The sequence below is a fragment of the Amycolatopsis sp. CA-161197 genome (genome assembly GCF_050942255.1).
In the GTDB taxonomy this organism is placed as follows: Bacteria; Actinomycetota; Actinomycetes; order Mycobacteriales; family Pseudonocardiaceae; genus Amycolatopsis.
In genome coordinates this window covers 1,660,585-1,685,393 of sequence record NZ_CP192059.1, presented here as the reverse complement: position 1 = coordinate 1,685,393, position 24,809 = coordinate 1,660,585, and the positions used below count along the sequence as shown (strand labels likewise).

Here is a 24,809-nt window from a genome sequence, read left to right as displayed (position 1 = left end):
GGCTGGCCACGGTAGGGGTGGGCTGCCGGCAACTCGACGCCACCGCAGAGCGGGCGCCGATGCCCTCCGCGGAGGCTGCTCCTTCGCGGCACCGCAAGCAGCCTGACAAGATCGGTTACCCTGCGCAGCTTGCTTGCTGTACCTCGGCCAGCTTGCCCAGGTAACGCTGCAGGGGCGGTCCGAAGAAGCGGCGGGCGTGGCTCTCCTCGGGCATGTCTTCGACGTAGGCGTGCGCGCCGGCCAGGTTGCTGCGGATGTAGCGGATCATCTCGGTCCCGTGCCAGCCGTTCGGCCAGTAGTCCGCGCCGCGGGTGAGGTCTTCGTCGTGGTCGAGGTAGATGTTGCCCGCCTGGAGCGCCCTGCCGTAGTGCAGTCCGTTGGTGCGGTCGGTGTCGGTTCCGTCGTACCAGGACCAGAAGTCGCTGTAGAGCATCACGACGGTGCCGGACACGGCGTAGGTGTAGCGGTCGAGGTCCTGCTCGGTCCGGATGGTCACTCCCGGACGGCACCAGGCGGACATGCGGGCGGCCATGACGGCGACGGTCTCCAGCGCCCGGGCTTCGATGCCGTCCGGGATCACCGCCGCCCACTCGGCCAGGCGCAGGGTGACCTCGGGCAGGCTTTCGCGGTGCGGGGCGAACACGCGGTCCAGCCGGGGGTCGGTGATCGAGGACTCCAGGGCGCGGGCAACTCCTTGCAGCAGGGCGCTGCGATCCTCCGCGCCGAGTTCGGGGTGGTCCTCGATCTCGTCGATCGCGCGCAGGCACAGGTAGGCCCCCGTGATCGCCTCGTCCAAGCCCGCCGGCATGGCCAGGGTCGGTTCGTACCAGGTGGTGGAGTAGCGGCGCAGCATCCGGTGCGCCTCGGTCAGCGTCGGCGCGGTCATGCCGCGTCCCGCACGGGGAGGTGGTCCCACCACCAGGCGATCGCCGCGATGTCCGGTGGAACGTGGGCGTCGGCGGGCGGAGTGCGGGTGATGGTCAAGGGCTCGTCGGCCTGCACGGCTGCGTATCGGGGGGAGTGCAGTTGCCACGGGATGAACACGCCCACCAAGCGGATCATGGACCGCACGTACGCGCGCAGCGCAGGACTTCCTTCGCGCAGCAGCACCTGCGAAAGCTCGTTCATGGCGTAGAGAGCGCTGCTGATCACCGCCACGGCGTCGTCGACGGTTGCGCGCGCGTCGCGGCCTGACCGGTGAGCCAGCACGGTGACCAGGTTGTGGTGGCCCTCCCGGACGTCCTTGGCGAAAGCGACGACGTCGTTGACCCAGCTCGCTGCGAGGTGGGCGGCCTGAGAGAACGCCCGCACATGCGGACTGTGGTATTCGTGCTCGGGAATGTCCATGCCGGTGGCGAACTCCACCACGGCCGAGATGGCAGTCATGATGGATGCGGCTTCACGCACCCCGGCGTACACCTCCACCGGCGGCGGTTGCTTTACGGTCTCAAGCAGGTGCTCGGTGACAATCGCGGCGAAGTACTGCTGGTGTGTTGCCCTCAGCCTCTGGCGCTGCGCGGGCGTGGCCAGTGCCAGCAGCTCCCGGGCGTTCTGCTGCACGACAGCGGTGATCGGTGTGTTGGGCACGGGTGCGTCCGGGTCGTCCCAGATGCGCTGGCCGCAGGCGGCCATGATCGCGGCCTGCTCGCCGGACGCGGCCTCGAGGACGTCGTCGGTGAGGAGGTAGACCGCGGACCACACCGCGGTGGGCTTGAGCAGTTCCGGGTTCGCCGGAGACGCCAGGAATGCTGTCGCAGCGGCCACGCGGGAACCCACGATCGCGTCCAGCTGCGCTTGCTGCAGATCACTGTGCCGGGACAACCACTTCGCGGCTTCCCGGTCGTAATCCTCGTGCCCGACCTCGGAGTGGACGGGAAAAGGGAAGTACAACTCCGTCACAGTCACCACCTGCCCATGGAAGACGGGACGCGGACGTTGTACATGATCAGCCTCCTGCAGCTCGAACTTCGGCGGGCCTCGACAACGGACGGCAACCGCATTTCCCGGCGAAGTGCCGGCCACCGAACAAGTGTGGTGCCCGGGCTGACCGGCACGGGACCGCCGAGCAGGTTCATCGGCCCTCCCTGTCCGGGTGACGAAGTGATCACGCCAGAACCAGAGAATCCACCGATCGAGATCCCTGGGGCCGCCGAGGTCACCGGATCGGGTGCCGTTGCGGCGAAAAGGCGGTCACGCGGGAAATGCCGCACCGGATCCGCGAGACAATCGCCGGAATCCGTCCAGGACAGCTGTGGCCGACTGGAACGCCCTCGCTGAGCCACTCCGCCGCGCCGAAGCCGAACACGGCGTGCTTCAACGCCACCACACCGACTGGGGACCACGCAAACGGCACTGCGCCTCGCTCATCGTCGCCGCGACGATCACCCAAAGCGACTACACCGCGCTGCCGCTCTTCAGGAACCGCACGCGCATCCACCCCACCGACGAACCATTCCGTAACCTCGTCTACAAGCTGATCATGTACAGGCCCCGGTGTCCACCACGGCCGCGGCCACCACACCCTCACCCTGCTCCACACGCTGGACACTGCGAAAATCCACCACGTGAGACAAGCTCTTAGGGCCCGCGGGTTTTCCGCCTGCTCGGACACCGCCAAGGCCGGTGGCGTGGGGATCGTGCCGGGAAGGACGATCATGCCCAAGCGCACCAGCACCCTGAGCTTCCCCCAAGATCGTGGAGGCATGGACTATGAGGATCATGTGTCATGCCCGAGAAGAGGCGGAAGTTCGAGCGGGAGTTCCGTGAAGGAGCTGTCCGGATCGTGCGCGAGACGAACAAACCGATCGTCCAAGTAGCTGCTGACCTGGGGATTCATGCCGGAACTCTGGCGAACTGGGTCAAGCAGGACAAGATTAACCGTGGCGAGAGTGAAGGCCTGAGCGGCGACGATCGGGCTGAACTGGCCCGGCTTCGGGCGGAGAACGCCGAGCTGCGGATGGAGCGCGATGTCCTAATAGGTCTTGTCGGTGGACGGGCCGTGTCGCGCGATGGACGCCTGGTGATGTCTTAGCCCGTTGAGGCTTTGCTTGAGACCGGCGCGTATCGGCGTGTCTGGCCCGTCCTCGGCGGTGTGGTGATCAAGGGTTCGGTCATGGTTCGAGCCGCTTGCAGGGTGACGTCCTTGATGTGCTGGGCCGGTGAGCCCTCTGCTGAGAACGACGACGTCCCTGCGGGGTGCTGGGGTCGTGAACGGCTCTATCGGAGGTCAGGCCCTCGAGCCTTGCTATTAGGTCGCCGCACGTTCTCACCGGTGCTCGGACCGGACGGTGATTTCCCTTGCTGTGTAAGGAGATTCGGTGTCGGTGTTCTGCGGCGTGGACTGGGCCGAAGGTCATCACGATGTTGCGCTGGTGGACGGGGAGGGCAGGCTGGTTGCGAAGCGGCGGATCAACGAGACGCCGGAGGGGTTCGCGGAGTTCACCGCGATGCTGGCCGAGGCCGGCGACTGCGCGGAGCAGCCGATCCCGGTCGCGATCGAGACCCCGCGCGGCCTGCTGGTAGCCGCGTTACGCGCCGCCGGGAGGGCGGTCTATCCGATCAACCCGCTGGCGGTGGCCCGATATCGGGAGCGCACCTCGATGTCAGGAAAGAAGAGCGACCACCACGATGCAATGGCCCTGGCCAACATCCTGCGCACCGACGCGCATCTGCACCGCCAGCTGCCCGACGACACCGACCTGGCCCGGTCGATCAGCGTGCTCGCGCGGGCGCACCAGGACGCGGTGTGGCGACGCACCAAGCTGGTGCAGGAACTGCGGGCCCGGCTGCGCGAGTACCACCCCGGGTTTCTGGCCGCGTTCGGGCCGGGCTCAGGCGCGGGATCGGGGATGTCCACCACCCAGCTGGCCAGCAACGACGCCCGGGCCGTGCTCGCGCTCGCGCCCAGCCCGGCCGAGGCGCAGCGCGCGTCGACCGAGCGAGTCGAGACGGCGCTGCGCCGCGGCGGCCGACAGCGCAATATCCCGGCCCGAGCCGCCGCGATCGTGGCGGCGTTGCGTGTCCCGCAGTTGCGCCACGACCGGCTGGTCGAGCACGCGTTGCGCGTCGAAGCCCTGGCGCTGCTGGACGTGTTGAACGCCGTGTGCCAGTCGATCGAGCAACTCGCTGCCGCGGTCACCGAGGCATTCCGCCAGCACCCGGACTACACGATCATCACCAGTTTTCCCGGCCTGGCCGACATCAGCGGCGCGATCGTGCTCGCGGAAGTCGGTGATGACCGTGCCCGGTTTGCCGACGACCGGGCGTTGCAGGCGTTCGCCGGCTCGGCGCCGGTCACCCGCGCCTCGGGCAAGTCCCGCAGTGTCGTGCGACGACGGACCAAGAACAACCGGCTCGCCGCGGTGGGATTCTCGTGGGCGTTCACCGCAGCCGCGCGACCGTCCCCGGCCCGCGAGCATTACCTGCGTCGCCGTGAGCGCGGTGATGGGCACCCCGCCGCGCTGCGGCACTTGTTCAACCGCATGCTCGGCCAGCTCCACCACTGCCTGCAGACCGGCCAGACCTATGACCCCGTGAAAGCCTTCCCGCACCGCCCGACACACGTTGAGCCCCTAGCCGCTTGACAAGTTGGCGACATCGGAGGTCTCAAGCGATCCGTGGTCGGGTGGGTGAAGGAGGCGACGCGGTGAGCCTGGCCGCGTTCATCGCCGACCAGAGGACCACCCACCAGGTGCCGCACGCGATCGCCTGCCGGGCTCTGACCGTGTCGGAGTCCTGGTTCTATACGTGGCACTACCGTCAACATCAACCCGTACCGAGCGAGCAGCGACGCGCCGAGCTGGACGCGGCGGTCGCCAAGGCGTTCGAGGCCGCGCACGGCTTGCACGGCTCACCGCGTGTTCTCATCGATTTACGCGCCGCCGGCTGGACAGTGAGCGAGAAATCGGTGGCGAAGTCGATGGCCCGCCAAGGCCTGGTCGCCAGGCCGAAGAAGCGGCGGAAGAACCTGACCCGGCCGGACAAACGGGCGGTGCCGTTCCCGGACCTGGTGCGACGGGATTTCACCGCGCCAGCACCGAACCTAAAGTGGGTCGGCGACATGACCGAAATCCCCACCGACGAGGGCAAATTCTACCTCTCGACGGCGATCGACCTGTTCTCCCGCCGGCTGCTCGGCTACGCCACCAGCGCCCATCCGGACGCTGAACTCGCAGGTGAGACCATCAAGATGGCCGTCGCCGTCCGTGGCGGGAAGGACCGGGTGGTCGGAGTGGTCTTCCACTCCGACCGTGGATCGACCTACACTGCGCACGATTTCACCGTGCTTTGTGACAAGCTCGGCATTCGGCAGTCGATGGGCCGGACCGGGTCGTGTTTCGACAACGCCGCGGCCGAGTCGTTCTTCTCAACGTTGGAACACGAAGTGCTCTCCCGGCATCACTTCAAAACCCGGAAGGAAGCGCAACAGACTATTGTTAAATGGGTCGTCGAATTCTATAATCGACGACGTCGCCACAGTTCCTGTGGAATGCAATCCCCGATCGACTACGAGATCGCTGCGGCCAACCGGGCCACATAGAGGAGTCCTCCACGATCAGGGGGGGGAGCTCAGGGTAGGTTTGAGGGCGACGAAGACTGCGACAAAGCGTGGTAGTGTCTGCTGGGTATCTAGTACTCCAGCCGTAGATCGTGATCTGGGTTAGGTGATTGTGCCGTTGGCTCGGGCCTGCCAGAGCAGGGTCCGTGCTTCGGGGGTGTTGAGCTTCGACAGGCCGACGGCTGCCCAGTCCCGTAGCGACTCGTCTGGGCCGTTGAGTTGGGCAGTCAGAATCGGCAGGGCAGTTGGAGATGCGGCTGCTGCGATGAGTTCGAGTAGCCAGCAACGGAGCCCGTGGTCGTCCTGCTCGTGTTCGAACCGCTCGATCAGCTCGTCGAGGTGCTCGGCAGCGTGCGGTAGTAGTTGGTGGAAGCCGTCTTCCCGTTGTTGTGGGTCGCGTTTTCGAGCCACCGCATCAGCGGACCAGCCTGACCCGGCCTGCTCCACGGCAGACCGGCGCCGGCGCGATGGCGTTCCACCGACCGGCGCACGTTAGCTCGCGGGCGGGCTGTCGAAGAGCAGCCGCACGGTCTCGGACCGGTTCACGACGTCGGCGGCCACCAAGCTCAGCTTGCGGCTGTGCGAGCGCGCGAAGCCGCGCAGCAGCGCGAACGCATCATCCATCGCGAGGCCAAGACCATTGGCGATGAAGCCCTTCGCCTGTTCGATCACCACACGGCTGCTCAACGCCGTCTCCAACTGCTCTACCAGCACCTCGTGCCGCTGCATCGCCCGGGCGTGCAGCAAGCCGATCGTGGCCACGTCGACCATGCCGCGCGCCACCCGCACACCCTCGGGCGGCAATTCACCCGGGCTCGCGACGAACAGGTTGAGCGCGCCGATGACCTCGGACCGCAGGCTCATCGGGAAGGCGTGCACAGCGCGGAAACCCTGCTCAAGCGCGATCGTCGCGAACGGCGGCCAGGTCTCGGCGTCGCGGCTGAGGTCGGCGACGGTCACGACCCGGCGGAGGCGGCAGGCGTCGAGGCAAGGGCCCTCGTCGCGCTGGAGCTGGAAGAGTTCGAGCAACCGCACCTGCTCATTGGAGCTGGCGACGAGCTGCAACTTGCCGTTAGCGTCAACGAGCAATAGCCCCGCCGCGTCGACGGGCAGCAGCTCGATACTGCGAGCCGCGAGCAGGTGCAGGAAGTTGATCACGTCGAAGTCATCCGTGAGCGTGTCCGCTAGCTCGACGAATGTATCGACCAGGCGTCCGTCAGTCACCCGAACCATCTCCCACCACAACACCACACGCGAACTTCATTGGGCTCCCCCCCCTTGCGTCGGAACCTAAACCGGCTGGCCACCACTCGCGCATCGCGTGCCGCAGTACGGCGGGCAGCGGAGTGGCCTTGCTGGCTCGCACGAACTGGCGGCTCATGCCCAGTGACGAGGTGTCGACCTCGTCTCGGCGAATCATGAATACTTAGGTCATCTTACGGTTCCTCCCGGGGCCGTGGAGATTAAGTCGCTGCGTGTTCCGGAAGCGCTACATTCGCGCCGCAACCGCACCCGTTTGGGGGTATCACCCACCACTCGCGCCTCGCTCTACCACATCCTCGGCGACACCAAGGCCTGACCAGGCGCTACCCGCCACACCGCGAACGACATCGACGCTGATCTGGCGTCGGTGCTGGATCGGGCAGCAGCAGGCCAGTTCGGCACCGGAGACGAATCCACCGTCGCCGCTGCCGCCGCCGACGGGGTGAAAGACCTCGGCCTCACCCTGCCCGAGCCGCCGCCGAACGCGACCCCGTCACAGAACGCCGCGTGGTGGGCGACCCTGTCCAACGCTGGCCGGGAGATCCTGATCCGGGACCGCCCCGGCACGATCGGCGCGATGGACGGACTGCCCGCCACCGATCGGCACCGTGCGAACCGGGTCGTGCTCAACCGGGACTATGCCGACCTGCAACATCAACGCGACGACGTCCACCACCGCCTCGACGGAATGAAACGCAGCGACCCACAGCAACACGAAGAGTACGAGGCCCTGGAAACACAGCTCGACATGCTGAACGGCAAACTCAGCGGCATGGACCAGATCAAAACCCGCCTGGACCACCCTTTGCCCGGGCAGTCGCCCGCCTTCCTGCTCGGCATCAACCCGCTAACTCCGGACAGGCCATCGTCGCCATCGGCAATCCCGACACTGCCGTCAACGTCGCTACGTATGTTCCCGGCACCACCGCCGGACTCAACGACGGCATGGCTACCGATATCGGCGGGACTGTCTCAAGATCGGTGTTTCCGGCCCGACACGCCGGGCTGAGGTCCGGCGGGATGGGCACTGTGAGTGATGACATCGGACCTTGTGAGTCCACGCAAGCGTGACGAGAAGCCGGCGCGGCTGTCGCCGGAGCAGGCCGCCGCTGCGGCGATGGTGGCCGAGGCCAAGGCGCGAGGGCTGGCGTTGACCGGCCCGGGCGGGCTGCTCAAGCTGTTCACCAAGAACGTGCTGGAAGCGGCGCTGAACGAAGAAATGACTGAGCACCTCGGTCACGAGAAAAATCAGGCAGAGCCGGACCGGAACTCGACCAATGTGCGCAACGGTGCTCGGTCCAAAACCGTGCTCTCGGACGCTGCCGGTGAAGTGCAGATCGAGGTTCCGAGGGATCGGGAAAGTACCTTCGAGCCCCAGATCGTGAAGAAGCGGCAACGCCGGCTTACGGATGTGGACGAGATCGTGCTGTCGTTGTATGCGAAAGGGATGACCACCGGAGAAATATCCGCGCATTTCGATGAGATCTACGGGGCGTCGGTGAGCAAGGAAACCATCTCGCGGATCACCGACAAGGTCGTCGCTGAGATGCAGGAGTGGGTCAACCGCCCGCTCGACGCGATCTACGCCGCGGTGTTCGTCGATGCTATTCACGTCAAGGTCCGGGACGGGCAGGTTGCCAACCGGCCGGTCTACGCGGCCATCGGCGTGACCGTGGACGGACACAAGGACGTCCTGGGCTTGTGGATGGGCGTCGGAGGCGAGGGCGCGAAGTTCTGGATGAGCGTCCTGGTCGACCTGAAAAACCGCGGCGTCCGCGACGTGTTCTTCCTCGTCTGCGACGGCCTCAAAGGACTCCCGGACGCCGTGACGAACGTGTGGCCGCGCACCATCGTCCAAACGTGCATTGTTCACTTGATCAGGAACACGTTCCGTCTGGCGGCGCGGCAACACTGGGACGAGATCAAGCGGGATCTCAAACCCATCTACACGGCGCCGAACCCCGACGCCGCACTCGGCGCGTTGGACGAACTAGAGGAGAAATGGGGAAAGAAATATAGTGCAATCATCCGGCTGTGGCGTAACGCCTGGGAAGAATTCGTGCCGTTCCTCGACTACGATATCGAAATACGGCGCATGATCTGCTCGACGAACGCGATCGAATCACTGAACGCCCGCTACCGGCGCGCGATACGCGCGCGTGGTCATTTCCCCACCGAGCAGGCAGCGATGAAGTGTCTGTACCTTGTGACTCGCAGCCTGGACCCCACCGGGACCGGCCGCGCCAGGTGGACGATGCGTTGGAAACCAGTCATCAACGCGTTCGCCATCACGTTCGGTGACCGCTGGCCGGGAGCCGAAACCTACCAACCGAACCGCCGGAAACACCGATCGCGGGATAGGCCCGGGGGAAGCTCAGGGTGCTGGTGCGCTTGGGCATGATCGTCCTTCCCGGCACGATCCCCACGCCACCGGCCTTGGCGGTGTCCGAGCAGGCGGAAAACCCGCGGGCCCTAAGAGCTTGTCTCACGTGGTGGATTTTCGCAGTGTCCAGCGTGTGGAGCAGGGTGAGGGTGTGGTGGCCGCGGCCGTGGTGGACACCGGGGCCTGTACATGATCAGCTTGTAGACGAGGTTACGGAATGGTTCGTCGGTGGGGTGGATGCGCGTGCGGTTCCTGAAGAGCGGCAGCGCGGTGTAGTCGCTTTGGGTGATCGTCGCGGCGACGATGAGCGAGGCGCAGTGCCGTTTGCGTGGTCCCCAGTCGGTGTGGTGGCGTTGAAGCACGCCGTGTTCGGCTTCGGCGCGGCGGAGTGGCTCAGCGAGGGCGTTCCAGTCGGCCACAGCTGTCCTGGACGGATTCCGGCGATTGTCTCGCGGATCCGGTGCGGCATTTCCCGCGTGACCGCCTTTTCGCCGCAACGGCACCCGATCCGGTGACCTCGGCGGCCCCAGCCAACGTCCTGCCATGCCGATGAGCAGGCATCGGCGAGATCGACGGACCGAGGTGTCGCCAGTCTCCCGCTACCTCCCCTTGCGTGGCGCATGGCCGGTCGGGGTGTGGGCCGGTGGCAGGTCGGCGGCCACAGCGAGGAGGTCGGCGGCGCTGTCGGCCAGCAGGGTGGCGAAGTCGGCCTCTTCTCCGAGCACCCATCGCCTGGTGGCCGACCCCAGGATCGCCATGCCTAGAGACGTGGCCAGCCGCGCGGTCTGCTCGTCATGGCCACGGCGGCGCAGCGCCGCGGCGGTCACTTCGGACAGCATCGCTTCCTTGATCAGGCTACGTTCTCGCAGCGGCGGGTTGGCCGCGATGACGGCGCGCAGCTCGATCAGCAGTTCGCGCGGACGCAGTACCTCGGGCACGGCGGTGAACGCGGCCATCAGCGTCGCGAGCGCGCCGGTTCCCGCGGTCACCTCGGCGATGCCCGCTTCCAGGCAGGCCTGCAGCTCGTCGCCGGCGAAGAGCACCTCCCGCTTGTCGGTGAACCAGCGGTAGAACGATCGCTCGGTCAAACCGGCGTGCTTGGCGATCTGCGCCACCGACGTGCGGTCGTAGCCCTGATCGCGGAACAACTCCAACGCGGCGCGCTCGAGCCGCTCACGAGTGTTGCCCTCCCAACGAGCCATGGTCCCAGCATAGTGACAGCAGATCCTGTCGTCACTGTGCTACCGTCGAGTGATGACAGCATCTGCTGTCACTACGATCGCAACCAGGAGATCGCCGTGCGCGCTCTGCGTTTCCACCACACCGGTGAGCCCCTCGACGTCCTGCGGCTCGAGGAGGCCGGGCAGCCCCGACCGGCCCCGGGGCAGATCCGGGTCGCCGTGGAGGTCTGCACGATCAACCCCGCAGACCTGGCCCTGTGCCGGGGCCTGTACCCCGGCGACCTGCCCCGCGGAGTTGGGCTCGAGGTCGCCGGCACCGTCGACGCCATCGGCGACAAAGTCACGGGCGTCCAGCCCGGGGACGCGGTGTTCGGTCCTGCCCCGTTTACCGGACCGACCGCGGGCGCCGCAGACCACGCGCTGCTCGACATCTGGTTCCCGCGGCCACCCGCCCTCGATCCAGCGGCCGCCGCCGCACTGCCCATGGCCGTGGACACCGCGCAACTCGGACTGGACCTGCTCCGCATCATCTCCGACACGACCCTGCTCGTCAGCGGAGGCGGCACCACCACCGGCTTCGCCGCCGTGCAACTCGCCCGCCGGACCGGGGCACGGGTGCTCACCACCGCCGGCCCCACTCACACCGCAGCCCTGCGCGCCACCGGAGCCGAGGTCACCCCCTACGGCAAGGGCATGGCCGAGCGGATACGCGAGCTGGCAGGTGGCCCCGTCGACGTCGTCCTCGACGTCTCACCACCCGACGACGCCACCATCCCGGAACTCCTCCGCACGGTCACCGATCCCCAGCACGTCCTGACCATCAGCAACCTGACCCAGGCACGCGAGTCCGGCGCCCGCGACGCGTTCACCGAAGGACCACTCGGCCACCGCTACGACGCCGTCGAGGCGTGCGCCCAACTCGCGGCCCAGGGCCGCTTCGGTATCCCCGTCGCCCGCACCATCCCCCTCCCCGACTGGCGCGAAGCCATCGAACTGAGCCAATCACAACACCCCGGCGGCAAGATCGTCCTCCAGATCGCCGAGCCGCGGTGAGCCGAATCCCGAACAGCAAGCCGCGGCGTCCGCCGGCCATCACGAGCGCGGGGCCTCCCCCATGCCGCAGGCTGGAATGCACTCTCATGCCGCATTGAGCGTGTGTCGTCGATCGCGATCCACGCGAGTCGCGCTCGCGCAAAATGGACGACGTGACAATCACCCTGGCCGTATCTGATGGTGTCGACGAGAGTTCCACTTGTAGAACCACGATTCCGACACGGTCAGAGCCCGGCAAGCGACCGCGTGCGGCACGTCGTGGGTGGTCCTCTGGTCGGCGATGATTCACGTTGATGTACGCGCTGCGGGGTGGGTGGTGAGTGAGAAGACGGTGGCGAACTCGATGGCCCGCCAAGGCCTGGTCGCCCGAGCGAAGAAGCGGCGGAAGAATCTGACTCGGCCGGACAAGCGGGCGGTGCCGTTCCCGGATCTGGTGAAACGGGGCTTCACCGCGCCGGCACCGAACACGAAGTGGGCCGGCGATATGACCGAAATCCCGACTGACGAGGGAAAGCTCTACCTGTCGACGGCGATCGATCTGTTCTCCCGGAGACCACTGCGGCCAACCGAGCCGCATAGAGGAGCCCTCCACTGTTAGGGGAAGCTCAGGTCACCCCAAGCCCGTTCAGGACCGAGTCAACAATCGTGTCTGCTTCATCGGCGGTCACGAGGCGCCTCCCGCTCACGAGGCGCCACATGACCGGACCGAACATTAGGTCCAGGGCGAGGTCGGGATCGATCTCTGACCGAACCTCGCCGCGCGAAACCGCTCGGTCCCACAACTGGTGTATGCCGCGCTGGCGGCTGGCCAGGAGCCGTGTCTGGAACCATTCTGACGCCACAGGGTCTTGTATTGCGTTCGCCAGCAGCTGGGCGAAGACGCTTCCGACCGGGGAGGCGTAGTACGCCGACACGCGTCTGATCTGCTCTCTGAAGTCGCCCCGCACAGTGCCGGTGTCCGGGAGACTCGCGTCCGAGGCCAAGCGTTCGGCAAACGCGTCGACGGCGACACACAGCCGGTTTGGCCAGTGCTTGTAGATGGTGGTCTTGGAGACGCCGGATCGGTTACGGATCGCGTCTACCGTAGTTGCGGTGAGTCCGCCCTCGGCCATGAGGGCTGCCGTCGCGTCCAGGACGGCTCGTCGGGTACGGCTGCTGCGAGTGGACACTGGCTCGACCGCCGATGACATCGTGCTCACGAGGGGCACCTAAGCCGATCTCGAATCAGCCGGGTCTGCGAAGAGTGTGGACGACCCGAGGTTCCTCCAGGTCTCGAGTTCGTCGCGGACGCGCGCGAGTTTGGCCTCCACCATTGCGATGGCGTCCGGTCCGATCTGCAAGCGGGAGGGTGGCTGTTCTGCCGTCACCGCTGTGTAGATCGCCGCCGCTCCCTTGGCCGGGTCGTTGATCTGACCGCCGTTGCTCGTCGCGACGGCCTGCCGCACCCGACCGGCAGTGGCGGCATAGTCCGGTATCTCGTTCACGGTCGTGTGCAGCGAACTGCCATCAAGGAAGTCGGTGCGGAAACTGCCAGGCTCGACGATCGTGACCTTGATCCCGAGCGAAGACAGCTCTGCTTGCATCGCTTCACTCACACCCTCGACGGCGAACTTGGTCGCCCCGTAGATACCCCAGCCGGCCACCTGCGCGAACCCGCCCATCGAGGTGATGTTGACGATGTGTCCGGAGCGCGCCGTCCGCATGTGCGGGAGGACACCCCGGATCACATTCAAGAGCCCGAAGACATTTGTCGCGAAGACGGTCTGAACCTCACCGGCCGACGCCTCCTCCACCGAGCCGAGCAGACCCCGACCAGCATTGTTGACCAGGAAATCGATAGAGCCGAACCTTGCGATGGAGGCCTCGACTGCCGCTGCCACCTGGCTCTCCATGGTGACATCGAGAGCCACCGGGAGGAGCCGCTCGGGAAAGCCCGGGACAGCAGCGAACGCTGCCTCGACCTGGCTCAGACTCCGTGCCGTCGCAACGACGTTGGCGCCTGCTTCGAGAGCGTGGAGCGCAATCTCGTAGCCGAGCCCGCGCGCAGCCCCCGTGATGAACCACGTTGCCAAGGCAACTCCTATGACGATGGTATGAACTGTACGCACAGTACACCTTGGTGCATCGCCCCTGCGCACCGCGACGGCCTGACGCCGTGGCGCACGGCGTCAGGCCGATCTGCCAAGAGCCGTGGCGCCACTCCGCCGTGCTCCACTGGCCGGTCGTGGGGCTGCGCTCGACGATCCAGGCCGGGCCGGCCGCCAGTTCTGCCACCGTTTTCGGCACTCGCCACTGCCGCACGGCGTTGTTCTCGGTGCTCATCGACGGTCCTCGGGGTCGCGCAGGAACGGGTCGTGTCGCGTGAGCGGCGGCCCGGCCGCGAGAGCGGGGAGCCAGCGCACGGTGGCAACCCTTTCGTTCAACTCCCGATGGACGCGCACGCGCTCCATGCCCGCCGCAGCGCGGCGTTCGCAGTGGCCGGATCGGCGCCGGCGGACTGCTCACAACCAGCCTCGCATACGACTGCTCGGTAGGCGGAGGGTCGCGCACGCCCTGACGGATCTGCCTCGAGGAGCAGGTGCTGGACCGATAGCGGACGCAGCGGGTCAACGGAAGTCCCTCGACGCGGCCGCGAGGCTCTTGAAGTCGAGTCGGGTGACCTGGTCGGCTACGAGGGACACGGTGCCCTGCCCGACTTGGGCGATGCCGCGCACCAGCAACGCCGAGTTGTTGAGCCACGTGTTTCGGAATTTTCGCCACACCGTTGACCGGACTAACGCAGGACACGCCGGGGAGTTCGTCGGTGCCTTCGGCCGACGAGTTTGAGACTTCGGACGTTCGTGTCGTCGAGACCGTCGGAGTACGCGTTGCCTGCTGAGTTGGTCGATGTTGTGCGTAGCGCCGAGCTGGGGTCGGGTTGTTCCCTGGTCGGGTGGGCCGGCCTGGATGATGGTCGATCCCGAGGGTGCGGTCGTGCCGCCGGTGGGGGAGTTCTTGGTGGACTTCGCGGCCAGGCCGACGAGCGCACAACTATCGTGCTTCGTCACAGTCACGGCGGAGGGCGCAGGCCTACCGGACGGTGACATGTCCAGCAGCCGCCTCGCGGGCTTCCGTGTCGAAGCGACACCTCACCCCGCCCAGACAACCCGTCTGGGCGGGGTGTAACACCACACGTCCCAGCACCGCCTCTAGCTGCAACGGCACCCACCGCGGCCGTGTAACGGGCAGCCGACGGTATGTCTCCCCCACGTCTCGTCGGCTGCCCGCACGCTTGCCGGCCCGCGAGACCCGGCGAGTTGTCCACAGTTCGCCGAACGGCCTGTCTGTGCACCGTTCGACGTGGCAGCGTGGAGGACATGGGGCCGACCTTCACACTGCGCCCGCTGCCGGACTCCGAGAGAGCCGCCGGCGCACCTGTACGCCGACCCCGGTGCGCTGCTGCTCGACCTCGCGCTCACCGAATACGCCGCCCTCGAGGCCCGCGAAATCGACGACGCCGCCGACTTGGCCCGCGCCCAGGCGGTCGTCCGCAGAATGGCCCACCTGGCCGCCGACGATGCCTGACCCGCAACCAGGGCACGACCCCGTCGCCGATGAAGATCCACCGGCTCGACCGCGGCGCAGAAGCGCGCCGCGGATGCTGCTGGTGTACTTGGGGACGGCCGTGCTGGCCTACTTCCTGACGGTCGGGGTCCTGTTCGCCGTGCAGGCTTCCGACCCCTGGATCCATGGGTTCGTCGGCATGGCCGTCACCCTCGGCAGCGGTACATGGCAGGCGTGGCACGCGCGACGACACCGCCGCAACGCGGCAGGTTCCTGATTGAGACGCGACGCGGGAAACTGCGTCGCCGAACTCGATGGCCCTGCCGTCACCCGCGCGGCGGCGCGGACACGACGATCAGGCAAAGCCGCGCATCGCGCTGGGCGCGGTCCGGTTTGCGTGCACCGAGAGGTTTACGTCAGGGGCTGCCCACCGGGGAGTTATCCACAGTTCGCGAAACGGCCTGCCCTTGGGCTGGTCGACCTGGCAGCGTCGAGGGTATGGAGCCGTCCTTCACCCTGCGCCCGCTGCCGGCCTCCGAGCCGCCGGCGCGCCTGTACACCGACCCGCGAACCCTGATTCTCGACCTCGTGCTCGCCGAATACACCGCCCTCGAGGCCCACGACCTCGACGACGCCGCGGACCTGCCCGCGCACAGGCGGTCGTCCGCAGAATGGCTCACCTGCCGGTTGCTGGTTGCTGATGCCTGAGCGCGAGCCGCCCCGCGAATTCTCGACCAGTGACGGCTCACCGACGCGGCCACGGCGCAAGGTCAAGCCGCGGGTGCTGCTGCGGTACCTGGCGGCCGCTGTGGCGGCCTACCTCGTCAGCGTCGGCATCATCTTCGCCTTCGGCGGATCCGACCCGTGGAGTTTCGCGCTCATCGGTACCCTCGCCGGCTTCGGCGCCAGTGCCGGGGCACAGCTCGTGCGGCGCGGCACCGGCGGAGCGGGAGGGTCCTGACTTCGGTTTGGGGTGCTGGGTCTCCGCGCTGGCATCGTCGTAGTCAATGGACAGCCCGAGCCCGGTTTGCGCGCGCTGGGCGGTTTACGCCGGTCGTTGTGGACCGTCCGGCTGTTGACAGCGGCGGAGTTTGGGTCGGTGTCCCGGTGCTGCCACGCGGCGTTCACGCGGGTGGTTCTTTTCCGGATCCCCGATGGTGGGGTGCGATGTCAACGCCCCCGGCGACCCGGCCCGGGGACGGCTTTTTCGGAGGCTTCGCATGCGTGTCCTCGTTCGTTCGGTCACCGCGGTCTGGGCGGCTGTCGCGCTCGTCGGCGGCGGCATCATCATCACCGGTGGTGTGGCCGAGGCCGCGACCTGTTCGCGCTCGTACCTGCCGCTGCCCGACCCCGGCTGCACCCCGGGCGTCTACTACTCGGCGGTCACCCAGTCCACCATCCACAGCACCATCTGCGTGTCCGGCTGGACCGCCACCGTGCGCCCGTCCACGTCCTACACCAACGCGCTCAAGGTCCAGGGCATCGCCGACTACGGCTACAGCGACACCAACCTCGCCGACTACGAGGAAGACCACATGATCCCGCTCGAGCTTGGCGGCTCGCCCAAGGACCCGGGCAACCTCTGGCCCGAGCCCTACTCCGGCACCCAGACCGCCCACACCAAGGACGGCACCGAAACCAAGCTGAAGAACGCCGTCTGCGCGGGCACCGTCACCCTGTCCGCCGCCCGCACGGCGATCAAGAACAACTGGACCACCGCCCTGCAGGTCACCGGCATCGGCTGAGCCCGCACCGCAGGGCACCACTGCTCCCGTCAGCGTCGCAGGCCTGCGGCTCCCTGCTGCAGGCCTGCGACGGTCGCCCCGCGTGAAGCGCCGCGTGAGGACTTCGTCGAGCAGCGCGGCTGCCGTGCAGGCCACACCGCGCGGGGCATGTCGAGCACCGTGGCGCCCGGTAGGGCGGCCTACGGTTGAGGCGACGACGCAGACGCGGACAGGAGCACCGGTGGCCGAGGACGAGCAGACGACGAAGTGTTTCCGGTGCCGGAAGTCCGAGCCGGGGGAGGGCGGCGTGCTTCTCCGGACTGAGACGGAACGCCTTTGACCGCTGGCATGCCCAGGTTCGTCACTGTGGTGTGCTGTCTTCGGAAAACGGTCGAAGCTGGTTAGCTTCGCCGCTCAATTTCAGGCCCCAGATCTTCACGGAGCCAGCCAACGTAAGGGACGGCCGCAGGTCGTCGCGGCGATGTCAAAAGCCATGCCGTCAGCCCGGTGGATGAATTTGCACCGGTACTGGGAGGGGGCGGCGCCGACGTCGAGGGGCGCGAAGGGTTCTGGCCTTGCAGGCCTGTGGGATTTTCCCGGCCTTGCCCGCCGTAGCGGTTCCGGCTACTTGTGGGGGTCGTCGATCTTGAGCTGGGCTCCGGGGTCTGCGACGAAGACGACCAGGAGCCTGGCCCGTTCCGTCGAGCTGGTGTTTTCGGTGAGGACGTGGTGAGCACCGGGCTGCTCGATCCAGTTCTGGCCCTGGCGGTATGTGGAGACGGGTTGGCCTTCGAGCTGGCTGCGCACGGTGCCGTCGAGGACGTAGGCGTAGACGAAAGCGTCGCCGTGCCGGTGCGGTGCCGCGCGTGCGCCGGGCGGCAGGGTGACGATCACTGAGGTGAGGGTCTTGCCTTGCACATTCGGAAGGGCCTGTTGGAGCAGCGGGGTCAGGGTTTCGGTGGGTGGCTGCGATGCCGTGGCGGGCATCGGAGCGGTGGCGGCCGTCGGGGTCTGGGCGGGGGCGGGCTGGTCCGACGCGGCGCAGGCTGTGGCCCCGGCCAGCGTGGCGACGGCCAGAATGCCACCGGCGATCCGCATTCCGATCATGAGAGTTCTCCTGTTCAGCTTTCATCGACGCGGAAGATCGTCTTGCCGGAGGTGCGCTTGCCGGGGGCGAGCGCGGCGGGTGCTTCGGCGAGGGGCCGTACGGCGCCGACGATCGGCTTGAGTCGTCCGTCCCTCAGCCGCATGGCGAGGTCGGCGAGCCGGGCACGATCGGGTTCGACGACGAAGAAAACGGCCCGCCCGCCCGCGGGCTGGACGGTGGGCGGCATGGCGATGGTGACGAGCGTGCCACCGGCGCGCACCAGGGCGGCCGAGCGGTCGAGGATGTCTCCGCCGATCACGTCGAACACGATGTCGACGGGGCCGGCGTCCTCCAGCTTCTCGGCTTGGAGGTCGAGGAAAGTGTCAACGCCGAGCGCGAGCGTTTGGTCCCGGTCGGAGGCCCGGCCGGTACCGATAACCCGGGCGCCGACTTCGCGGGCGAGCTGCACGGCGATCGACCCGACGCCGCCCGCAGCGCCGTGGACCAGGACGGTCTGGCCGGTGACCAGCCGGCCGTGGTCGAACAGGCCCTGCCAGGCGGTCAGACCGGAGATCGGCAGCGCGGCGGCCACAGTGTGGTCGACATCCGCCGGCAGCGGTGCGAGGTTGCGGGCCTCCACCGCGGTGTACTCGGCGAGCGAGCCGTTGCGGAACCAGTCGGCCATGCCGAACACCCGCTGGCCGACGCTCAGGCCGGTGGTGCCGAATCCCAGTTCGACGACGACACCCGACAATTCGTGGCCGGGCACGCTCGGCGTCCTGTCCCGGCCCGCGCGATCGGTCCACGTGGCCGACCAGTCGAGTTCCCCGCGGGTGAAACCCGCGGCGTGCACCCGCACGACGACGTCGTTCTGCACCGCGTGCGGGTCGGGCAGGTCCGTCAGGGACAGCCCCGCGATACCGGCGGCTTGATCTCGAACAGTGATGGCATGCATGAGAGCCCTTGCTGGGAGGGGGATCGAGCGAGCGCACCTGCTTGCGAGCGTTCCCTCGTCGCCACGTTGTGCGTTCTCATGATGGAGACGAGGGAGCCAGTCGGGCGTGGCAGCTCAGACGTATTGAAGTTTGTCCGGGTCGATGACCCTGTGGGACGCGGTGATCAGACCGCCTGGGATCTGCACCGTGTCGACGGACTATACGCGGCCATGCCGACTGAACCCGAGGGCGAGCTCGCCGCCGACATCGACGAAATCGATGTGGTCCGGACATCTACCCGCACCGACCACATCGACCTGGCGCGGCGGTGCGGCGGAGGCGCGGTCCGGTGTATGTTTTCAACGCGTCGGGGCTGGGCGGTGCCTCGCCGATGACGGCGACGCAGTCGGTCAACCGTTCTGTGCGCGGGCTGCTTCCAGAACGACACCGACGCGGCAGACCGACACTCTCGATGCCGAGGCCGCAGCACGAGCTGTGTTGTCCGGGCGCGCCACCGCGACCGCGAAGTCCGGTGACGGACACGTCGAGATGCTGCGAATATTCAAGCTGGCAAGAGCATTCGCGGTGAAGTCCCGCCCCCAGGCGATCAACCAGCTCAAGGCCGTCCTGGTCCAGGCAGACCCCCGCTACGCGAGGAGATGACAGGCCTGAGCAACCCCAAGTTGTTCCGCCGCTGCGCCCACCTACGTGGTCAACCAGATGCTGTGACTGCGGTGAATGCCTTGCCATGGCGATAACGTCGGCGTGAACTCCAACTCCGTCCCAACGATGCCGAGGACTTGGCCGGACCGGATGCTGAAGGGCGCCGTGGTCGGCGACGAAGCTGCCGCGGCCGGTGCCTGGTATGGGGTCGCCGGGAACTTCGCGGCGGTCGTCGTGCGCCGTCTGGCTGTTGACAGCGACCGTGTTCGTGTCGGCGATCCGGCCTCGACACAAGCTGTTCACGTCGGTGGTTCTTTTCAGGCCACGGCCTCGTGAGGTGCGATGTTGTCGACCCCGGCGACTCGGTCCGGGGAGACATTCCGGAGGCTGTGCGTGCCTGGTTGTGATGTGACCCGTCGAGACATTCTTCGCTGGAGCGCGATCGCGGCTGCAGCCATACCGCTGGCAAGTGTGGTCGATCCCGCTCGAAGCTCCGCGTCCACCGGCGCTACCGGGACCGGTGAAGTCGTGCCAGTCAACCTGGAACTGGTGACACTGACGGAAGACCGGGCCGTGGTGACCTGGTACACCGGCGAGGCCGGCACGAACGACGGCACGGGCAGGATGATGCCGCTGCCCGCCGACGGTGAGGTCTGGTACGGCACCAACCCCCGCCGGCTCAACCGCGTCGCCGGCCAGAGTGGTCCACTGACCCCCTACCACCACGTCGAGCTGACTGACCTGGAGCCGGGTCAGACGTACTACTACCAGGCGCGCTCCCGCGGGAAGCTGGCCGCTCCCATGGTGTTCACGCTCATCGCCGGCAACGCCGTCGGCACCAGCGACTACGGCCTCGGCACTGCGGGCGGCCCTTTCTCGTTCACCACGCCGCAGCCGCCGCCGGGGCGCTACCTCTTCTCCGTGGTGCTGTGCAACGACCTGCACATGGGCGAGACGCAGGCGGGGCTCGTCGGCGGGGACCCGTCGGTCATCCCGATCGTCCAGGTCCCGGGCGAGCCGCCATATCCCGAGGTCATGCTCGAATCCCTGGTACGCGACGTCCGAAGCTTCGACCCGACCTACCTCCTGGCTGCGGGCGACATCTCCGCTGAGGCCGTACCCGGCGACCTCAGCCGAGCCGGTCAGTTGCTGGACCGGTTCGGCACGTACCGCGAGGACTACTTCCTTACGCGCGGTAACCACGATCGGGCGCACGTCGGTGATCCCTACGCGAACTGCCGGGTCGGTCGCTGGCAGGGCAACGACTGCTTCCAGGACCGCTACTTCCCCGACGACGAGGTCGCCTACTACTCGACCGATCTGTCCGGTCTGCACGTGATTGGACTCGACACGTACGACAAGGCCGGTGGCGGAGGCGACGCGGGTGCGCTGGCGGCGGAGCAGTACGCCTGGTTCATGAAGGACCTGGCCGAGCACAAGGAGCAGCCGACCCTCGTGTTCGGTCACCACCCGCTCGTCGTCCAGGAGTCGTCGAAGCCGATCAAGTCGAGCAGCTCGCTGGACACCGCCCAGGCAGCGTCAATCCTGGAGACCTACGCGAAGACTCCGGGCGTTTTCCTCCACCACGCGGGACACACCCACCGCAACCACCACACGATCAGCCCGACCGCCCCGCGGGTGACCCTGCAGGAGGTCGCCGCGGCCAAGGAGTACCCGGGTGGCTTCTCGATCCTCCGGCTGCACAGCGAGGGGTTCGCGCTGAACTTCCACAAGTCGCGCAGCGACCTGGCCCGCGAGTGGAGCGAACGCAGCCGCCAGGAGCTCGCAGGCAGCTGGGGGCAGTTCGCGCTGGGGAACAACGTGGTGGACCGCAACATCGTCAAGAAGGTCGATCTTTCCGGCCTCCGCCGGCCCGAACGCGCCGGGGCCCGCACGCGCGGCTGATGCGTCCTGCGGGATATATGCTGCAGTCGGCTCCGCTCGTACGTCCGCGATCTCGACCGCTTCGGCCGGGTAAGGGCTCAGCTCTTCCCGATCATCAACGAAAGATTTCTCGATCGCCCTCGCGGACGTCCGGGGCCGGCGGATCCGGCTGGCCGCGCACCTGTACGACCGACTCGACCGGACTGATCGCGCTACCAGAACGGCAGCGTGGCGCTTCCCATGATCTTGTCCGCGTCGCGCAACGCAGGGCAGGTGTTCAAGCGCCCGGCTCCGTCATGGAGCTGCTCGATACGATCGGCCCGCTCACCGACCCCTGCTCGGCTACCGCTGGTACTTCCCCGGCTGGGGCCGCTTCCTCACCCCCGCCCACCGGCCAAGAAGCCAACCACTACGCCTACGCCAACAACGACCCCATCAACAACACCGACCCCACCGGCGGATCAACTCTTTCATCACAAGTGTCGACAGTTCTCGGATTCGCAGGGGGAGTTCTTGGTGCAGCTCTTGTGACGGCGTCGTGCCCAGTTGCGGCGGGACTCGGGTGCCGCCGGAGCTGCAGTTGTCGGTGGGGTTGGTTGGGGGAGCCTCGGCCGGGTTGGGCTCAAAACTGGCAGGATCCAGCCGAGCTGACGTTAGCATTGACGGGCTCGCCGGGGTGACGGGCGGCCTGCTCAATGGTCTACCAATCGCCTACAAGTTTTTCCGCAGCTGAACCGAAAGGTACTCACACAGCGTCCTCGAGCCGCCCTGGAGATTTCCACCAATCCCGCCAAGCCGACCCAGACGTCCACCCCGCGTGAACGGCGGTGGACGTCCAGTACGCGACCACCACCGGTAATGGGCGGCCGGTCTCGTCGGACTCGGTGTCTCTCCCTTCGACCGCGCCGACCACGCGGCCCGTCGGTCGGCCTCGATGAGCAGCTCGGTCAGCTGCGGCCGTGGCAGCAGGTCCACCAGCTGCAGGTGCAGCCGCTCAACGGCGTCGGGCACGGCCATCGCCGAGAGCTTGGGAGACGACGATTCCCGCCTTTGTCGGTCATCCGGACCGGCCCGTCACCGGAGGCGAGCAGCGGTTCCAGCTCGCCGAGCGCGGCGTGCAGCTGCTCTCCAGCGCCTCGCCCGCCGAGGGCGAGACGCCCACCAGGGCGCTGTACTGGGCCCGCTGTCCCTCCCACCGCTGCGCGGGGAGCGGGGCGATCGCCGCGCGCGCCTCGCCCTTCCCGGTCGTCGCGGTGGTCTTTGAAGGTGGCGGTGGAGTCCAATTTTGTGGCCAAGCGTGTGAGCGTCAGGCTTGACGGATGGACATCGAGCGGACGGCGGCCGGGCACCTGACCGCTGGACACGACGTGGACGCGATCGTGCAGAAGGGGGACGAGCGGGAGCTGATGGTGCTGCGCGAGACGTACTTCCACCGGCGGGCGCACGCGGTCCTCGTGGCCGGGGCCGAGCCGGACAATCCCGGGCGCAGGCTGGGGGAGCGGGAACTGGCCGGCACCGCGAAGGTCACGCCGGTGCAGGCGCCGGCGGCGTCGCGGCGGCTGATCGAGCTGGTCACTGGTCACCGCGGGGCCCTGATGCGCGACGCGCGGGAGGCCGGGGCCAGCTGGTCGGAGATCGGCGCAGCGCTGGGGATGAGCAGGCAGGCCGCGCGGGAGTGGTACCAGAAGAAATTCGCCGACTAGGAGAAGTACGCGTCGGGCTTCCACGACGCGCGTGAGCCCGTCGCGGTAACAGGTACGCGGCCGGCTGCGACCTGGTGACAGGCTGACGCGGCTGCTGGACGCGTGGCGCCGCGACGTCGAGGCCGAACCCCTCCCGGCGCTACTGGGTGCCGCGGCGATGCGGCGGCGCTGGCCGGACCAGCGCTCGCCGCGGCGTACCGGCGAGAGGCCTCACAGTGCTCCTGCTCGCTCGACCTCAAAGCGGCGAGCACCGCCGAGGAGTGGCTCCACCGAACGGTGGCCCCGGCACCCGCCGGCGCGCGGGTCGGTTGCTACGGTTCCCGCGTCTCCGGCGGGCGACCCTCCCCCTCGAGCCCGCCGGGGGCTCCGCTCTCGTGTTTCCCGCGGCGTTCCATTTTTCACGTCGAGTCGCGAAGCTTGGCAGGTCACAGCGTTCGCGCGACGTCCGCGCGGCGACGGCGGCGCGCGATGAGCCCGCCTTGTTCCTCTCGTGTTCAGGTGAGCGGGGTGCAATGGCACTCTTCGCGACCCGGTGAGCGCTCGTGCTATTGAGTTGGACGCGAAGGTGCAGGACCACACAGCGGACGTGGCCGCGTCCGAGCAACTGAACACTCACTTCGCGCATCTGGAGAACTGGCTCGCGCGCGAGCACGCCGCGCTTGACCCCTCAGTGGTGCGGGACCGGATCGCTAGCGTATGCCCTCGTCTTCAGGGTGGCATCGGCCTGCCGGGTGAGGTGGTTGGTGCCCGGCAGGGAGGGCCGCGACCGGGCCTGTGTCAGGCTTGGCGTGGCGAACTGCGCGATCGGGATGGCCACTGGGCCCGACACGCGGAAGTGGGAACCCGGCCGGTGCGCACTGTGGGGAGCGCTGCGCACCGGCCGGGCCCGTTGCGCACCATCGGATTGCCCCTTCAGCGGTTCTTCGCGCGCCGAGCGGGGGCGAAGAAGTCGGTGAGCAGCCGGGTGACGTGCTTGGCAGCGTCGTGGTGCACCCAGTGCGAGGCGTCGGGCAGGTGTTCCACGCGGTCGAGGCCCGGGACGTCGTCGTGCTCGGGCTCGGCGAGGTCGTGGCCGAGGTAGCGATCCTTGTCGCCCCAGATGACCAGGGTGGGAGCGGTGATCGGACGGATCGCCGCTTCGGCTTTCTTCGGCGGAGTCCGCACTGAGGATCGGTAGTAGTTGATCATTCCGGTCGCCGCGCCCGGCTGCGACCATGCCTCGATGTAGCGGTCGATCTCCTCGGGTGTGTAGGCCGGGTCGGCGTCTTGCAGGAAGTGGCGGAAGAAGTGCCAGTTGTTGGCGTGCACGATCGACTCGGGCAGGTCCGGGAGGTCGAAGAGGAAGAAGTACCAGGATTTCCGCAGTTGGCTGGGGTGGTGCAGTCCCTGTGACAGCTTGCGTGGGTGCGCCGCGTTGAGGATCGCCACCCGGTCCACGACCTCGGGGTGGCCCATCGCCGTCGCCCAAGCGACGGTGCCGCCCCAATCATGCCCGACCAGGGATGCTTTCTCGGCGCCGCGTTCTGCGATGAGCCCGGCGAGGTCGGCGGTCAGGTGGTCGGTGTCGTAGGCCTGGATCGCTTTCGGCCGCGTGGACAGGTTGTAGCCGCGCATGTCGGGGGCGACGACGCGGAATCCCGCGGCTGCGAGCGGTTCGATCTGCTGCCGCCAGCCGTACCAGAACTCGGGGAAGCCGTGCAGCAGGACGACCAGCGGGCCGTCGCCGGCCTCCACGTAGTGCAGTCGGGCGTCGCCGACGTCCGCGTATCCCTCACGGAGGTTGCTGCCGCAGAGCCATGACGCCTGCTGGGGCGTTGTTCCGCTCGTGCTCAT

25 protein-coding genes and 1 pseudogene are annotated in these 24,809 nt (G+C 67.6%); 15 read left to right on the top strand and 11 right to left on the bottom strand.

What is annotated here, in order from left to right; genetic code table 11:
• Nucleotides 1–115 precede the first annotated feature (115 nt).
• Together ACQPXB_RS08295 and ACQPXB_RS08290 are read right to left on the bottom strand one after the other, a co-directional pair.
• Entirely contained in the window at nucleotides 116–886 is a 771-nt protein-coding gene (locus ACQPXB_RS08295; RefSeq protein WP_432850578.1) for a squalene/phytoene synthase family protein, read from the bottom strand.
• Nucleotides 883–2,022, bottom strand: a complete 1,140-nt coding sequence (locus ACQPXB_RS08290; RefSeq protein ID WP_432850576.1) for a terpene synthase family protein — start codon at nucleotides 2,020–2,022, stop codon at nucleotides 883–885. The genes ACQPXB_RS08295 and ACQPXB_RS08290 overlap by 4 nt, the downstream gene beginning before the upstream one ends.
• 703 nt (nucleotides 2,023–2,725) lie before the next feature.
• Here ACQPXB_RS08290 and ACQPXB_RS08285 point away from each other — a divergent pair.
• From ACQPXB_RS08285 to ACQPXB_RS08275, 3 genes are all read left to right on the top strand, one after another.
• On the top strand, nucleotides 2,726–3,031 hold the full coding sequence (locus ACQPXB_RS08285; protein ID WP_432850574.1) for a transposase: 306 nt from the start codon (nucleotides 2,726–2,728) through the stop codon (nucleotides 3,029–3,031).
• A gap of 286 nt (nucleotides 3,032–3,317) precedes the next feature.
• Nucleotides 3,318–4,583: an IS110 family transposase gene (locus ACQPXB_RS08280; RefSeq protein ID WP_432850572.1), complete on the top strand. Its 1,266-nt coding sequence runs from the start codon at nucleotides 3,318–3,320 to the stop codon at nucleotides 4,581–4,583.
• A 62-nt stretch (nucleotides 4,584–4,645) separates the two neighbouring features.
• Nucleotides 4,646–5,539 (top strand): IS3 family transposase, encoded by an 894-nt coding sequence (locus ACQPXB_RS08275; protein WP_432850570.1) that lies wholly within the window; start codon nucleotides 4,646–4,648, stop codon nucleotides 5,537–5,539.
• Nucleotides 5,540–5,659: 120 nt separating this feature from the next.
• Here ACQPXB_RS08275 and ACQPXB_RS08270 read toward each other — a convergent pair whose 3' ends face one another.
• Nucleotides 5,660–5,968, bottom strand: a complete 309-nt coding sequence (locus ACQPXB_RS08270; RefSeq protein WP_432850568.1) for a HEAT repeat domain-containing protein — start codon at nucleotides 5,966–5,968, stop codon at nucleotides 5,660–5,662.
• Between the two features lie 81 nt (nucleotides 5,969–6,049).
• Nucleotides 6,050–6,790 carry an ANTAR domain-containing protein gene (locus ACQPXB_RS08265; protein ID WP_432850566.1) on the bottom strand — a complete coding sequence of 247 codons (741 nt, stop codon included), beginning with the start codon at nucleotides 6,788–6,790 and terminating at the stop codon, nucleotides 6,050–6,052.
• Between the two features lie 397 nt (nucleotides 6,791–7,187).
• On the opposite strand from ACQPXB_RS08265, the gene ACQPXB_RS08260 reads away from it, so the two are divergent.
• Nucleotides 7,188–7,829 carry a hypothetical protein gene (locus tag ACQPXB_RS08260; protein WP_432850564.1) on the top strand — a complete coding sequence of 214 codons (642 nt, stop codon included), beginning with the start codon at nucleotides 7,188–7,190 and terminating at the stop codon, nucleotides 7,827–7,829.
• Nucleotides 7,830–7,856: 27 nt separating this feature from the next.
• Nucleotides 7,857–9,146: pseudogene (locus ACQPXB_RS08255) on the top strand (IS256 family transposase); the annotation flags it as partial.
• Nucleotides 9,147–9,802: 656 nt separating this feature from the next.
• Here ACQPXB_RS08255 and ACQPXB_RS08250 read toward each other — a convergent pair.
• Nucleotides 9,803–10,405: a TetR/AcrR family transcriptional regulator gene (locus ACQPXB_RS08250; RefSeq protein ID WP_386955851.1), complete on the bottom strand. Its 603-nt coding sequence runs from the start codon at nucleotides 10,403–10,405 to the stop codon at nucleotides 9,803–9,805.
• Between the two features lie 96 nt (nucleotides 10,406–10,501).
• Here ACQPXB_RS08250 and ACQPXB_RS08245 point away from each other — a divergent pair, with 96 nt between their 5' ends.
• Together ACQPXB_RS08245 and ACQPXB_RS08240 are read left to right on the top strand one after the other, a co-directional pair.
• A complete protein-coding gene (locus tag ACQPXB_RS08245; RefSeq protein WP_432850562.1) occupies nucleotides 10,502–11,437 on the top strand; it encodes an NADP-dependent oxidoreductase in 936 nt (311 codons plus the stop codon).
• A gap of 316 nt (nucleotides 11,438–11,753) precedes the next feature.
• A complete protein-coding gene (locus ACQPXB_RS08240) occupies nucleotides 11,754–12,035 on the top strand; it encodes a hypothetical protein (RefSeq protein ID WP_432850560.1) in 282 nt (93 codons plus the stop codon).
• A 7-nt stretch (nucleotides 12,036–12,042) separates the two neighbouring features.
• On the opposite strand, the gene ACQPXB_RS08235 is transcribed toward ACQPXB_RS08240, so the two are convergent.
• The 3 genes from ACQPXB_RS08235 to ACQPXB_RS08225 all read right to left on the bottom strand — a co-directional run bounded on the left by ACQPXB_RS08235 (nucleotide 12,043) and on the right by ACQPXB_RS08225 (nucleotide 14,199).
• Nucleotides 12,043–12,627, bottom strand: a complete 585-nt coding sequence (locus ACQPXB_RS08235) for a TetR/AcrR family transcriptional regulator (protein WP_432856494.1) — start codon at nucleotides 12,625–12,627, stop codon at nucleotides 12,043–12,045.
• An 18-nt stretch (nucleotides 12,628–12,645) separates the two neighbouring features.
• Nucleotides 12,646–13,509, bottom strand: a complete 864-nt coding sequence (locus ACQPXB_RS08230) for an oxidoreductase (RefSeq protein WP_432850558.1) — start codon at nucleotides 13,507–13,509, stop codon at nucleotides 12,646–12,648.
• Nucleotides 13,510–14,043: 534 nt separating this feature from the next.
• On the bottom strand, nucleotides 14,044–14,199 hold the full coding sequence (locus tag ACQPXB_RS08225; protein ID WP_432850556.1) for a hypothetical protein: 156 nt from the start codon (nucleotides 14,197–14,199) through the stop codon (nucleotides 14,044–14,046).
• 577 nt (nucleotides 14,200–14,776) lie between these two features.
• Between ACQPXB_RS08225 and ACQPXB_RS08220 the strand changes: the two genes are divergently transcribed.
• The 5 genes from ACQPXB_RS08220 (at nucleotide 14,777) to ACQPXB_RS08200 (ending at nucleotide 16,725) form a co-directional block, all read left to right on the top strand.
• Nucleotides 14,777–15,001, top strand: coding sequence for a hypothetical protein (locus ACQPXB_RS08220; protein ID WP_432850554.1), 225 nt, complete (start codon nucleotides 14,777–14,779; stop codon nucleotides 14,999–15,001).
• A 73-nt stretch (nucleotides 15,002–15,074) separates the two neighbouring features.
• Nucleotides 15,075–15,257, top strand: a complete 183-nt coding sequence (locus ACQPXB_RS08215; protein ID WP_432850552.1) for a hypothetical protein — start codon at nucleotides 15,075–15,077, stop codon at nucleotides 15,255–15,257.
• A gap of 221 nt (nucleotides 15,258–15,478) precedes the next feature.
• Nucleotides 15,479–15,688 (top strand): hypothetical protein, encoded by a 210-nt coding sequence (locus ACQPXB_RS08210; protein ID WP_432850550.1) that lies wholly within the window; start codon nucleotides 15,479–15,481, stop codon nucleotides 15,686–15,688.
• Entirely contained in the window at nucleotides 15,681–15,941 is a 261-nt protein-coding gene (locus ACQPXB_RS08205; protein ID WP_432850548.1) for a hypothetical protein, read from the top strand. The genes ACQPXB_RS08210 and ACQPXB_RS08205 overlap by 8 nt, the downstream gene beginning before the upstream one ends.
• Before the next feature lie 259 nt (nucleotides 15,942–16,200).
• Nucleotides 16,201–16,725 (top strand): hypothetical protein, encoded by a 525-nt coding sequence (locus ACQPXB_RS08200; protein WP_432850546.1) that lies wholly within the window; start codon nucleotides 16,201–16,203, stop codon nucleotides 16,723–16,725.
• Nucleotides 16,726–17,328: 603 nt separating this feature from the next.
• On the opposite strand, the gene ACQPXB_RS08195 is transcribed toward ACQPXB_RS08200, so the two are convergent.
• Together ACQPXB_RS08195 and ACQPXB_RS08190 are read right to left on the bottom strand one after the other, a co-directional pair.
• On the bottom strand, nucleotides 17,329–17,811 hold the full coding sequence (locus tag ACQPXB_RS08195; RefSeq protein WP_432850544.1) for a cupin domain-containing protein: 483 nt from the start codon (nucleotides 17,809–17,811) through the stop codon (nucleotides 17,329–17,331).
• A gap of 14 nt (nucleotides 17,812–17,825) precedes the next feature.
• Entirely contained in the window at nucleotides 17,826–18,746 is a 921-nt protein-coding gene (locus tag ACQPXB_RS08190) for an NADP-dependent oxidoreductase (protein WP_432850542.1), read from the bottom strand.
• A 793-nt stretch (nucleotides 18,747–19,539) separates the two neighbouring features.
• Between ACQPXB_RS08190 and ACQPXB_RS08185 the strand changes: the two genes are divergently transcribed.
• From ACQPXB_RS08185 to ACQPXB_RS08175, 3 genes are all read left to right on the top strand, one after another.
• Nucleotides 19,540–19,725, top strand: a complete 186-nt coding sequence (locus ACQPXB_RS08185; protein WP_432850540.1) for a hypothetical protein — start codon at nucleotides 19,540–19,542, stop codon at nucleotides 19,723–19,725.
• A gap of 6 nt (nucleotides 19,726–19,731) precedes the next feature.
• Entirely contained in the window at nucleotides 19,732–21,294 is a 1,563-nt protein-coding gene (locus ACQPXB_RS08180; RefSeq protein ID WP_432850538.1) for a metallophosphoesterase, read from the top strand.
• A 1,298-nt stretch (nucleotides 21,295–22,592) separates the two neighbouring features.
• Nucleotides 22,593–22,976, top strand: a complete 384-nt coding sequence (locus tag ACQPXB_RS08175) for a hypothetical protein (RefSeq protein WP_432850536.1) — start codon at nucleotides 22,593–22,595, stop codon at nucleotides 22,974–22,976.
• 912 nt (nucleotides 22,977–23,888) lie between these two features.
• On the opposite strand, the gene ACQPXB_RS08170 is transcribed toward ACQPXB_RS08175, so the two are convergent.
• The gene (locus ACQPXB_RS08170) at nucleotides 23,889–24,809 is read right to left on the bottom strand and encodes an alpha/beta fold hydrolase (protein ID WP_432850534.1); all 921 of its coding nucleotides are present in this window, start codon (nucleotides 24,807–24,809) and stop codon (nucleotides 23,889–23,891) included.